Source organism: Brevundimonas aurifodinae, assembly GCF_040195595.1.
Classification (GTDB): domain Bacteria; phylum Pseudomonadota; class Alphaproteobacteria; order Caulobacterales; family Caulobacteraceae; genus Brevundimonas; species Brevundimonas aurifodinae.
This window is the reverse complement of sequence record NZ_JBEGDD010000006.1, coordinates 241,950-253,888: the sequence shown is the minus strand read 5'-3', so window position 1 is coordinate 253,888 and position 11,939 is coordinate 241,950. Positions and strand designations below refer to the sequence as shown.

10 protein-coding genes and 1 tRNA gene are annotated in these 11,939 nt (G+C 65.3%); all 11 read right to left on the bottom strand.

Annotation, left to right across the window (positions count from 1 at the left end; translation table 11 throughout):
- Positions 1-291: 291 nt before the first annotated feature.
- The 11 genes from ABN401_RS09440 to ABN401_RS09390 all read right to left on the bottom strand — a co-directional run bounded on the left by ABN401_RS09440 (position 292) and on the right by ABN401_RS09390 (position 11,908).
- On the bottom strand, positions 292-897 hold the full coding sequence (locus ABN401_RS09440; RefSeq protein ID WP_349684584.1) for a BRCT domain-containing protein: 606 nt from the start codon (positions 895-897) through the stop codon (positions 292-294).
- Between the two features lie 201 nt (positions 898-1,098).
- Positions 1,099-3,336, bottom strand: a complete 2,238-nt coding sequence (locus ABN401_RS09435; RefSeq protein ID WP_349684583.1) for a DEAD/DEAH box helicase — start codon at positions 3,334-3,336, stop codon at positions 1,099-1,101.
- Positions 3,333-4,643: an ATP-binding protein gene (locus tag ABN401_RS09430; protein WP_349684582.1), complete on the bottom strand. Its 1,311-nt coding sequence runs from the start codon at positions 4,641-4,643 to the stop codon at positions 3,333-3,335. The genes ABN401_RS09435 and ABN401_RS09430 overlap by 4 nt, the downstream gene beginning before the upstream one ends.
- Positions 4,640-7,399, bottom strand: a complete 2,760-nt coding sequence (locus ABN401_RS09425; protein ID WP_349684581.1) for a tellurite resistance TerB family protein — start codon at positions 7,397-7,399, stop codon at positions 4,640-4,642. Before ABN401_RS09425 ends, ABN401_RS09430 begins: the two co-directional genes overlap by 4 nt.
- A gap of 353 nt (positions 7,400-7,752) precedes the next feature.
- Positions 7,753-7,829 (bottom strand) — tRNA-Pro (locus ABN401_RS09420).
- A 71-nt stretch (positions 7,830-7,900) separates the two neighbouring features.
- On the bottom strand, positions 7,901-8,329 hold the full coding sequence (locus ABN401_RS09415) for a MerR family transcriptional regulator (RefSeq protein ID WP_349684580.1): 429 nt from the start codon (positions 8,327-8,329) through the stop codon (positions 7,901-7,903).
- A gap of 1 nt (position 8,330) precedes the next feature.
- Positions 8,331-8,636: an integration host factor subunit alpha gene (locus tag ABN401_RS09410; protein WP_349684579.1), complete on the bottom strand. Its 306-nt coding sequence runs from the start codon at positions 8,634-8,636 to the stop codon at positions 8,331-8,333.
- Positions 8,637-8,719: 83 nt separating this feature from the next.
- Positions 8,720-9,697: a beta-ketoacyl-ACP synthase III gene (locus ABN401_RS09405; RefSeq protein ID WP_349684578.1), complete on the bottom strand. Its 978-nt coding sequence runs from the start codon at positions 9,695-9,697 to the stop codon at positions 8,720-8,722.
- Entirely contained in the window at positions 9,694-10,767 is a 1,074-nt protein-coding gene (plsX, locus tag ABN401_RS09400) for a phosphate acyltransferase PlsX (RefSeq protein WP_349684577.1), read from the bottom strand. The genes ABN401_RS09405 and plsX overlap by 4 nt, the downstream gene beginning before the upstream one ends.
- 95 nt (positions 10,768-10,862) lie before the next feature.
- On the bottom strand, positions 10,863-11,384 hold the full coding sequence (locus ABN401_RS09395) for a YceD family protein (RefSeq protein WP_349684576.1): 522 nt from the start codon (positions 11,382-11,384) through the stop codon (positions 10,863-10,865).
- Entirely contained in the window at positions 11,381-11,908 is a 528-nt protein-coding gene (locus ABN401_RS09390; RefSeq protein ID WP_349684575.1) for a ubiquinol-cytochrome C chaperone family protein, read from the bottom strand. The genes ABN401_RS09395 and ABN401_RS09390 overlap by 4 nt, the downstream gene beginning before the upstream one ends.
- Positions 11,909-11,939: the final 31 nt, after the last annotated feature.

Sequence of the window (11,939 nt, the reverse complement as noted above, 5' to 3'; positions counted from 1 at the left end):
ATTGGAGCAACGCTTCCCGATCCCTACCCGCCCGCCTAGCGAGAGCCTCAAGCGTGCATTGGCCGCCTATTATCGAACTGCCAATACCCGGCCGTGGCGTGGTGCTTGTCGTCTCAAACAACAAAGCGAAATGCGCGCACTTCGAAGGTCAGCTTTGAGTCAGGTTCGGGCCTATCGGGCAGCGGCCAGACCTGGTGCCGAGAGCGGACGATCTGAACCGCCGCTATGAGCCAAGAGCGGACAACGTCATGGTCCCCAGAAGCGGACCTTGTTGGTTGGGCTGATTGTTGCTTAGAGGTATGATGACCAGTGCTGCTCTGAGACGATAGCAATGGATCGTCCTTGATCCCGCCAGTCACTCGCCTTCAGAATTTTGTTGCCAAAGCTGGAGTGTTTCCACGAGTCGGTGGCGTACGCGCCAACAACCAGGACGTTGGTCTTTTGCGTGAGCGAGCCGGCAGAACCGCCGCGTTCGGCGACTGCTTGTTCGCAGTCCTTGCGTTGCCCAAAGATGAAAGTCCCCGTGAAGCAGTAGGCTTGCCTTTCGAACCTGAGCAGTGGAGCCGGATCGCATAGCGGCAAAGATGCAGGCTTCATAACCTCGCCAAGTTCGAAATCGCGGTTGGAGAGGCTGTTCAGCGTATCGAGGAGGGTGCTTTTCTCCTCCTCGTCAACGACACCATCAGCGAGGACCGCATTGATGCGATGGTATAGAGTGCGGATCAGGGGTTGTTGGCTGATGGCCAGGTTAGCTGCCAACCACTTCTGCAGGAACTCAACTTCACTGTGATTCAGGTCACCGTCCGCGGCCAACCCTCGCGCGAGACCGATGAGCTCATCGATTTGACGGGACGTGATCCGATCGTCACCGAGCTTGTTGAAAACTGCTTCTTCCATCCAGTCACCGCCGACATCCCCGCCAATCGAGCAAACAGAGAGCTATTGGGGCCATACTGCAACCATGTCCTGCTATTTTCGCCTCGGTCGCGCTCCGACTGACCCTGGGTCAGAGTGTGCCCCGCGCGATTATTGCTGTCGCATTGCGGCGGCCGCGAGCGCTTCGGTCCCAGTCATAGAGGCTGAGGCGAACGGCCTCTATCAACCTTCATCAGAATGGACCTTTCGCTCGATCAAGCTTGCCTGTGGAGAGACAGATACGGTCAAGCTGCTCAAGTGACTGACCGCGCCCTCATGTCGTCGCGCCCACATTCTGCGTAACAGCGAGGGAGAAGAGAACCTGTCGTACTTCGCCTTCTGCAAGTTGGCGACAAACTCACTGAGATCCGCCGCCGTGAGCGCTCCCGGCATTTTCTTCACGAAACCAGCCACCTCCAAAGGGGTTGTGCCGGACACTGTCACGCCAAGGTCGTGGGCCTCGCAGTCGAGTCCGGCAGCCGCCAGACAGACCGCGAGGACATCGTTCATCGCCGTGCCCCTCCAGGTCAGGATGTGGGTGTCGGTGCCGCTGGCGACGAGGGAATTTTCAGCTAGGTCGAGCGCGCGGAACACCGCCCGCCCCTCTTTCAACAGCTGCACAGCGGTCTCGTCCAGAAAAGCAGGAAGATCGTCGTCCAAATAGACAGAACGGATTTCCGCCGCGAGCCGGTCATCGATCGGCTCTACCGACTGACGGTCGAACTTCGGCAAGCGCCCGGCAGGGTGCGGCGCAACCGTCAACACCTTGGCGCGATCATCCACATCCGTGACCCGCCACCGTCTGCCCGCGAAAGCCAGAAGACTGCCGACCGCCAGGACATTTGAAATCGGGATGGAGCCCAGGGCGCGGGTTCCGTGGATCAGCCTCCACTCCTGATCGGTCTCGAACACGGCATAGAAGTCGCGGGCGGCAGTAAGCTCCTCGCCCACTGCGGCCAGCATCAGCGTTCCATCCGGAGCCTGCTCAATCAATCCAACCTCGGGCCCGGAGATCCACTTTAGAAGCTCGACGAAATCGCCCGGCGTCAGCGCCGCCAGAGGGCCAGCGCCGCAAATCGTCTTGTAGAGAGCATCCGCTCGGGCGCCCCCCTGTTCGGTGATAATCGATAGGATCTGATGGATCGCCACCGTCACGATAGCCGGATCCTCACCGGGCGTCTCGACGAACCGACCGAGGAGCAGACGGACTGCGGCGACCGCCCGTACGACTTGGGGCCTCAGGCGGTCGATCGGATCCGAGACCCGACCGAGGTGCCGCTCCCGCGTGTAGATGCGGAGAATGGCTGGTGTGTCTTTGCGCCGACCGCTTCGGCCGAGCCTTTGACGCAGCGAGGCCAAGGATCGCGGGGCACCGAGCTGAGCCACCGACTTCACCGATCCGAGGTCGATGCCGAGTTCGAGGGTCGTGGTGGCGATCGCCGTCGTCGGCAGGGTTCCGACCTTCAGGCGGGTCTCGAGCTCCTCGCGCAATTCCTTCGACAGACTGCCGTGGTGGGGGAAAAACTCATTGGGCACGCCTGCTTGCTCTGACCGACGCAGGAGTCGGTCAGATAGGGCCTCGACGTTGCGGCGCGATCCTCCAAAGAAAAGGGCGTTGTCGCCACGGAGAACGGAGAAGGCATGGTCCGCGATCCGGTCGAGGGCCTCATCGCCGCCATCGACCTCCAGGTCGTCTCCCGACGGACCACTTTCCGCGGGCTCGAGGTAACCCCGGACCTGGAGCCTCAACTCCGGCGCGGCACCTTCAGGCTGAATGATCTCCACCGACGTTGGGGCCTGCGCGTTGAGCCAGGCGGCCGCGACGCCCATGTCGCCCAGGGTGGCGGACAGGCCGATCCGTCGAGGACGGCGCGCCGACATGAGTTCAAGCCGACGCAGCAGGCTAAACAGATGAAGCCCGCGCGGCCCCTGAAGGAAGGCATGCAGTTCGTCGACGACGATGGCGTCGAGAGACCCCAGGAGCCGGTGCGCATCCGTTGAGCGGCGAAGAAGAAGCGCCTCGATCGATTCCGGAGTGATCATCACCACCCCGCGAGGCGCCTTCAACACCCGTTGCTTGGGCCCCTGAGGCGCATCGCCATGCCAGCGCACGAGGCCGACCTCCATGCGCTCGCACAGAAGGTCAAGCCGCCGGTGCTGATCGTTGATGAGGGCCTTGAGCGGCGCGACATAGAGGATCGAGACGCCCCTCTCCTCGCGGCCGGCGGCCTGGGTGAGGAGCGGCAAGAAGGCCGCTTCCGTCTTGCCGGCCGCGGTCGCCGCCGCGATCACGACATCTCTGTCACTTCCCAGGATCGTCCGGATCGCCAGGTCTTGCACCGGCCGCAGTTCGCTCCAGCCTTCGTCGCGGATCCAGCGGCGGACCTCCGGATGCAGCCGATCGAAACTCGTCTCGGTCAAAGCCGCAGCGTAGCCAATTCGTCGTCGCCTTCGCCCTCGACCTCCAGGTCCGCGCCGCCGTCGGTGTCGTTGGCGATGTCAACGGCGCCGATCAGCTCGCCCCACTCCTGCCCGGGGTTCTGTTCGAGCACGGACAAGTACTGAACGAACGCCTTGATCGTATTGCGCGGCGTCCGGAAGTAGGCTTCCCCGATCCGCTTGTTGCAGTGGGTCATGAACAGCGGCAGGGCCTCGTCGGGCACGAGGTACTTTTCCGGGTCGCCCAAGGCGAACACGGTCCTCAGATTGAACAGGAGGATCAGCAGATCTTCGGGGGTCAGGCTCTGGAGCCGAATGACCGGTCCCGATAGATCGATCAGCCCATTGGTCGCAAAGGCGTTCTCGACCAGCCGCGACTGCAGGGCCTGATAGCTGTACAGGCCGCGCCGGCTGTCCATCAGGAACTCCGGCGTGCCCCCGAAGACGAAGCCGATACCGGAGGCGTTACCCTGCAGGACGTCGTTCACGATGCGCAAGATCTGCTCGAAGTTCTGGTTGCGCGCCTGGGCGCTCTGGAGCTTGTACAGGTTGACCATCTCGTCGAAGACGATGACGAGCCCGGCGTATCCGGCCAGCCGGACGAAGGCCGCGAGCAGTTTAAGGCTGTCGTAGACGTCGCCGTCGTCGATGATGTTGCGGACGCCGAGTGCCTGCCGGGCCTCGGTTTTGGTCGTGAATTCCCCGCGCAGCCAACGCAGAGCCGCCGCCTTGCCGCCAGCGTCGCCGTCTTCGCTCGCACGCCAGTAGGCTTTCAGAACAGCCGCGAAATCGTAGCCTCCGTTGTGATCCTGCAGCGGGGCGAGACGCTCATCGATGACCGCCTCGACACCCGCTCCGCGTCCTTCGGCGTCGCGCACGCATTCGGTGACGAATTTCTCGACGATCGAGGCGAGCGCATTGCCGTCGGGCTTGGTCCGGGTCGCCATGTTGCGGACGGCCTCGGCATAAAGCCCCCTCGCCTGCCCGCCGGTCGCGTGGATCCGCCTATCCGGCGCAAGGTCCGCATGGATGGTCACGCATCGCCGTTCGAGAGCAATCAGTCGGACGAGATTGAGGAAGAAGGTTTTGCCGGCGCCGTACTCTCCGATGACGAACCGGACGGCCGATCCGCCGTCCGCAATCCGGTCCACGTCGCGCACGAGGGCATTGATCTCAGCGGATCGGCCGACCTGGATATGCGGCAGGCCCGACCTCGGAACGACGCCGGCTGCAAGGGCCTGGAGGATGATGTCGCGATCACGCGGCTTGAGCGTTGGTGCGGAGGTCATGCGGCCAGATCCAGGGCGAGGAGTTGAAGTCGGAGATGTTCAGGGCAAGTGAGGCCATCATCGCCCTCCAGGACGGGCTCATCGAAGCGGTCGAAGGCCCAGTCGTTGATCGTCTCGATCGCGCCGTCCGGGAGCAGCTTCAAAGCCTTGGCGCGGGCGTCAAACGTGCCGCGGTCAAGCCCGCCGCCGTCGACGACGGCCCCCAGGAGTTCAGAATGGGCGACATCCAGGCCCTCGAAGCGCGCCGAAGTCGTCGCCACGACCGCCGGCGGAGCGATCGGGGCCTCCTCATCCGCGAAGATGCCAGCCAGGAGACTGGACACCTCCGCCGTTTCCAGGCGCAGGCGGGCCAGGCGGGCGGGATCGATTTGTACGTTGGTCGGAACGACCGGTTCCTGGGGTATGGCGACGCCGTCCTCGGCAGCGACCCTGGCCTCGGCCACCGTGACCGGTTCGTCGCGCGATGCCGGGCCCCGGTGGAGGGCGGCGTAGACCTCGTCCTGCGGCAGGCCCAAAGCCTTGTAGAGTTTCTCGAGAAAACGAATCTCGGCGGGCTGGACCCGACCGTCGGATAGCACTGACGCCACTGCGACGCGCGCCGCCTCAGTTCTTTGCGGCACCGGCAGTTTGGACAGCTTGGTAAACGCCGCCAGCTGGCGCGGGCGATCCTGGAGCAGCCACATCGCATAGGCCGAGAGCCGCGTCCGCTCTTCAGGCCGGAGGTCAATAGCCGCGCGAATCACGGCCTCAATCTGGTCGAGCTCGGCCGAGACTACTTCGCTGTCCGAACTGGCCGCGATCGCCGAAATCTCCGCCATTGTGCGGACCGATCGGTAGGCAGGCTGTTCGCCGTCGATCGGACCGCCGCCCGCCGCCCGGTAAAGGACCACCTGGCTGTCCGACGTCAGGCCGGCGTCTCCGTACCGGCGATCCGGTTCGAACGCGATTTGTAGGCGATCCAGGACGACGCCGAACTGGCGATGGATGCCGACCGGCACCTTGCCCTCGACCTGGTCCATTCCGATAAGGTCGCAGAGCCGGGTGACCGCCATCGGGACGATAGTCTGGTCGCCGATGATGGCGTCGAACTCGGCCTTGAGGGCCCGTGCGCTCAGCCCCCAATCGGTTTCGATCAGGTCGTCGGGGAGGCACAGCGCAGCCTCTAGTGTGCCTCGAGCCTCGGGCTTCCGACCCAGAAGCCGGCTGTAGGCCTCAATATCAGTCTGGCATTCCGACAGGAGGTCGCGAAGACCGCTCAGCGGCGCGGCGACGGCCGAGATGTCGGGCAGGTCCCCGAGATCAAGGGTCAGCTCGAACGCGCTGCTGGCGCTACGGTACTGGCCCGTAAGCCTACGCTTTGGCGCACGGACCTTCAGCCCTTCAGGGTGGCGCCTGTCAAAGCGGAGGCGCCACAGCACCCCGAGTTCCTCGAAACATCGCGAGCCAGGAGTGCGAAGATAGGTGTCAGGCAGACAGAGCGCCCAGACCAGGCAGTCGTCGGCGTCGAACGGAATCTGTTCCGCGAGGCGCGCGCCGAGATAACGCCTCGCCGGAAGCGGGATCTCAAACTCTCCATTGCCCATCCTCGGAGACAGGATCGGCCGTTCAACCACGCCGGATCGCACGAGCTCGGCTGCTTCGAGAAAACGGCGCGCATACCCATCGAAGGAATAGTTATCGCCGTAGGCGGCTCTGAGCCGGGCGACCTCGGCGATGATGCTCTCAGCTTCCTCGAACGCCTTATCGACGAACAACCGGCGTTCCAGGCCGTAGAAGAACAGGAAGACATAGCCGATGCCGACGGGATCGACCCGCCCGGCGGCCAGCCAGTCGAGATAGGACCGGCGCGCATTCGGAGTGAGGTCTCTGTAGGACGGCCAATACGGCAGGCTTGATCCGAGCGGATCGTGGCCCGACAAGCTGACCTGCAATGACGGGTCCACCAGACTGCGTTCGTTCAGCCACTCGGCGGACGCTCCGGCCTGGCCTGCGTAGAACATTCCTCCCGGCACGCACACGGGCCCGATCTGAAAGCCATCGCCCGCCGCGATCCAGCCTGGGGACCGCCGTGCGTGAGCCGCTGACGGGGCCAGTGCCCGTGCGGGCATCGGCGCGACCGTGCGGGTTTCCACTGAGGGTGAGGGGTCCGGCCGCCCCTCTCCCTTCCGGCTCGCGAAGGCTACGGCCTGATCAAGGGTCGAGAACCCGTAGGTCCCGGCGACGTAGCGGCCATCGTGATAGGTGACTCCATGTTCCGCCATGCGCGCGGCATCCGGCGATGGCGCTAGGATCGAGGCGCGCGAAGCGGACGCTGTTGCAATCGGTAGAGCGGCGAGTGAAGGTGCCGACACCGCGGAGACGGAGGCCCCTCCTCTGGGATCGGCCTTACCGTTGGCGGCCAGCCTCCGGGCGTAGGTGACTGCCTGGGATAACTCCGAGAAGCCGTAGCCCTTCACGACGTAGCGCCCACCAGTCAGGACGATGCCGTGGGCGTTCATCAATTCACCGCGCGGATCCGGCGGGACGTCCGGAGCCGTGGGTGCTGGCATCGGCGGGTCCGACGACGGACAGGGCTTGGTGTCCAACCGCACGAGCGGCAGTTCAAGCCGGATATGCCGGGTTGGGAAGACTAGCTCATCGTCGTAGAGCGGTACCCGCGGCGGCGGGCTTGCCGCAGTGCGCTTTCGTTTCTGCGCCTGGGCGTTCAACGCCAGCCATACGACCGCGACCAGAACGCAGATTGTGATCAGTACCAACAGCCCGTTCCCCCGGATTAACGGACCCTACCGCACGTGCATCGCGCGAGCTAGGCACACGGGAAAGATGCGGCTGTGAGAGGCCAGGCAGACATTCCAAACCATTACTGCGGGGCGCGGCGGACATTGTCCCTTTTGGTCGGCAGGACGCAGGAACCATCCGTTGGACTGCGGGCGGTCGGCCGCTTGTACGTTCAGAGCACGACCGAGCGTTCGATAACTACCTTCATGGCGCTTCAGGCGGTTTCACCTAGATGCGTAACGATCGCCCCGCATTGTGACCAAATCTGTGACCAAATCAGATTCTGAGAGAATGCAAGGGGTCAGGCTCTCGCCTAACCCCTTGATTTCCCTGGTCGGAGCGACAGGATTCGAACCTGCGACCCCTTGACCCCCAGTCAAGTGCGCTACCAGGCTGCGCCACGCTCCGAGAGGCCGGTCCTATAGCGGCGGGACCGCGCCGTCGCAAACCCTAAAAGCGGGGCTCGGACCGATTGTCTGTCAGCCGGCCAGGACCGCGTCCAGCCGCGACCGGGCGGCCTCGATTTCGGCCAGGACAGCGCGCAACCGCCCGCCCGACGAGCCCCCGATCGCCACTGCGTCTCGCGGCGCGCTGGCGGGCGCGTTGCCCTCGCCCGCCTCAAGCGTGAACGCCGCGCCCGGCTCGCCATAGGCCGCCAGCGCCGCGAGGCCCTGCTCCTTGTGCAGCCGCTGAACGCCCCGGATCGTCAGCCCCTGATCGTGCAGCAAACGCCGGATCGCCTTCAGGATCACGATGTCTTGCGGCCGATAAAACCGCCGTCCGCCGGCCCGCTTGACCGGGGTGACGAACGGAAACTTGGTCTCCCAGAAACGCAGCACATGCTGCGGCGCACCGACCGCCTCTGCCGCTTCCGAGATGGTGCGGAAGGCCTGCGGGGATTTGGCCACCTCAGGTGCCGTTCGCGCCGTGGACCCGGGCCTTCATGATCTGGCTGGCGCGGAAACTGATGACCCGGCGCGGATTGATCGCGGCGGGCTCCCCTGTCTTGGGATTGCGCCCCATCCGGGCCCGCTTCTCGCGAACCTGAAACACGCCGAAGCCGGAAAGCTTGACGGTCTCGCCCTTTTCCAGGGCTTCGACGATCAGGTCCAGCGTCCGCTCCACCAAGGTCGAACACTCCTGTCGCGACAGCCCGACCTCGTCATGGACCGCCTCGCACAGATCGGCACGCGTCAATGTCTGAAGTTCGCCCACGGATCGGTCCCCCAAGGTCCAGCCCGTTCCATAAAGAGGCGAAAAGGCCACGAAGTCAAAGCGCGAGCGTCGTTAAGGGCCCTTCAGAGCCGCAGCGCGCAGGCGCCCCAGGTCAGGCCGCCGCCCATGGCCTCCAGCAGGATCAGGTCGCCTCGCTGGATCCGCCCGTCTCGGATAGCCGTATCCATGGCCAGCGGGATCGACGCCGCCGAGGTGTTGGCATGCATCGCCACCGTCGAGATCACCTTGTTCTCGTCAAGCCCTAAGCGGTCACCGACGCCCTTGATGATCCGCTGATTGGCCTGGTGCGGCACGAACCAGTCGACCTCCGGCACCGTGATGCCTGAGGCCGCGCAGGCGGCGGTGATGGCCTCGGCGATGTTGACGACCGCGTGGCGGAACACCTGGTTGCCCGCCATCCGCAGGTGGCCGACCGTCCCCGTGCTGGACGGGCCACCGTCGACATAGAGAAGGTCCGTCTTGGTCCCGTCCGAGCGCAGCGCGAAACCCAGAACGCCCTGGTCCGCGCTGGTGCCCTGCCCCTCGCGCGGCTCGACCACGAAGGCGCCGGCCCCGTCGCCGAACAGCACGCAGGTCGACCGGTCGGTCCAGTCCATCAGCCGGGTCATCTCCTCGGCACCGATGACGACCGCGCATTTCGACAGCCCGCGCGCCACGAAGCCGTCGGCCACGCTCAGCGCATAGACGAAGCCCGAACAGACCGCCTGGACGTCGAAGGCGATGCAGGTCGGCGCGCCCAGCTTCCTTTGCACGATCGAGGCCGTCGCCGGGAACGTCATGTCGGGCGTCGTCGTGGCCACGATGATCATGTCCACGTCGGCGGGCACCCGGCCCGCGTCGGCCAGAGCGCGGCGGGCGGCCTCGGTGGCCAGTTCGCTGGTCGGCTGGTCGTCCCGGGCGCGGTGCCGCTGCCGGATGCCCGTCCGTTCGATGATCCATTCGTCGGAGGTATCGACGATTCTGGACAGGTCGTCATTGGTGACGATCTGCTCGGGCAGGAAGGAACCCACGCCGGTCACGGCGCTACGGATGACGCTCACGAAACAGTCTCTTCACTGGGCACTCCAGCCGGGGCCGCGTGCATGACGCTGTCGAGCCGCCCGAGATTGGCCCCGACGGTCTTCATGTAATCACTTCGGGCCAGGTCGACCGCGATGCGGATGGCGTTGCCGAATCCCTTGGCGTCGGCTCCGCCGTGGCTCTTCACCACGATTCCGTTCAGCCCCAGCAGCGGACCGCCGTTGATCGCGCTGGGGTCGATCTTGCGGCTCATTTCCTTCAGCGCCGGCATGGCGATGAAGGCCCCGGCCTTGGCCTGCAGGCTCGATGTCAGCGCCTGCTTCAGCAGGGTCGAAATGAACCGCGCCACGCCCTCGGCGGTCTTCAGGGCGATGTTGCCGGTGAAGCCGTCGGTGACCACCACATCGACCGTGCCCTTGGCGATGTCGTCGCCCTCGACGAAGCCGTGATAGTTCAGCCCCAGCCCGCCCTCGCGCAGGATCCGGGCCGCCTCGCGCACCTCGTCGTGGCCCTTCACGTCCTCGGACCCGACGTTCAGGATGCCGATCGTCGGTCGGACGCCGCCGTGAACGGCGGTGTGAAAAGCCTCGCCCATGATGGCGAACTCGACCAGCTGCTCGGCATCGCTCTCGATGTTGGCGCCCACGTCCAGGACGGCGGTCACACCGCGCAGCGTGGGCCAACTGGCCACGATCGCCGGACGCTCCAGCCCGGGCGCCGACATGCGCAGGATCAGCTTGGAGATCGCCATCAGGGCGCCGGTGTTGCCCGCCGACACGGCCGCGCCGGCCTCTTCGAGCTTCACCGCCTCGACGGCGTTCCACAGGCTGGAACCCTTGCCGCGTCGCATGGCCTGGGCCGGCTTCTCGTCCGACGCGACCTTCTTGTCGGTGTGCCGGATGTCGCAGACGTCGCCCGTCAGATCGTGACGGGCCATCTCGGCGACGATGGCCGCTTCGTCGCCGTGCAGCAGAAAGCGGACGCCCTCCCCGCCGTGACGGCGGATATAGTCGCGCACTCCGGCCACGACGACCGGCGGACCATGGTCTCCGCCCATGGCATCAAGCGAGATCACGGTCGGGATGGGCAAGGGGTCGAAAGGCTCCGGCGCGTCGTCCGAGGACGCGATCTTGTTCGTTCAGGATACCGCCCCGCCGGGCGGATGCAATGACGCCCGACGCAGGGTCAGCTTTTTCCGTCGCTACCCGACGGCCGGAACGCCTTCAGGACGGCGAACGGTGAGATTTCGGCGGGTTCTTCGGGCTGAACGAACTGGGCCCCCGGCTTTCTCGGAAACGGATCCAGCGCCAGGGCGAACTGTTCGACAACGTACTGGCCCAGATCGATTCGCCCCTCCTCGATGACGTCGGGCGCGTCATCGTCCAGCGTCACCTCGACTTCGGGCAACGCCTCGACCTGTTCGACCAGATGCACCGAGAACCGCTCGTCGACGGTGACGGGCAGGGGCTCCAGAGTAATGCCGCAGACCTGTTCGGCATCTGCGGTCACCCGCCCGGACAGGGTCCAGCCGACATGGGCCGGCGCGACGGTGATCGTGGCTTCCAGCGAGGCCAGCGACGCCAGGTCCAGAGCCTTGATGATCCGCGCGCGCGCGGCTTCGTCCGGTGCCAGATGGCGGGTGATGCCCGCGCCGATCTCGTTGACGCGAACGACCTCGCTGAACGGCAGCCGATGATCCGGGTTCATGCCGCGACCTCCGCCCAGGCGGGCCGGGCCAGCACCTCATCCAGCGACTGCGACGCCAGCCCGGAACGCGCGCGCAGCGCGTAATCCACCAACCCCTCGGCCACGGCGGCGTCCGCGCCCTCATAAACATTGCGGGCCAGGGCCTCGGCCAGGGCGGGCCGGTCCGCGGCCCGGATCGGGGTCTCATAGGCCGTCATGCGGCCGTACAGGGCTTCGCCCAGCTTCCGCATCTTCTTGGCCATGGTGACGTCGTGCACGCCCAACTCGCGCAAGGCATTGTCCAGCGCCGAAACATAGACATCGAACAGATCCTGAGCGATCTCGGCGCCCCGCTCGCCCTCGTCGCGCAACCGCAGGATCAGCAGCAGCACATGCAGGGTATAGAGTTCGAACCGGGCGTCGATCTCGTCCGTCACCCCCAGCGCCGTATAGAACCCCGGCTGACGGGCCTGATCGACCGCCTGGGAGTACAGCGACAGCCCGATACGCTCCGGGGGGCGGCTCTTGAACAGGTTCTGCAGCATGATCAACGGCCCCTTTTCCGCCGCGCCGTTG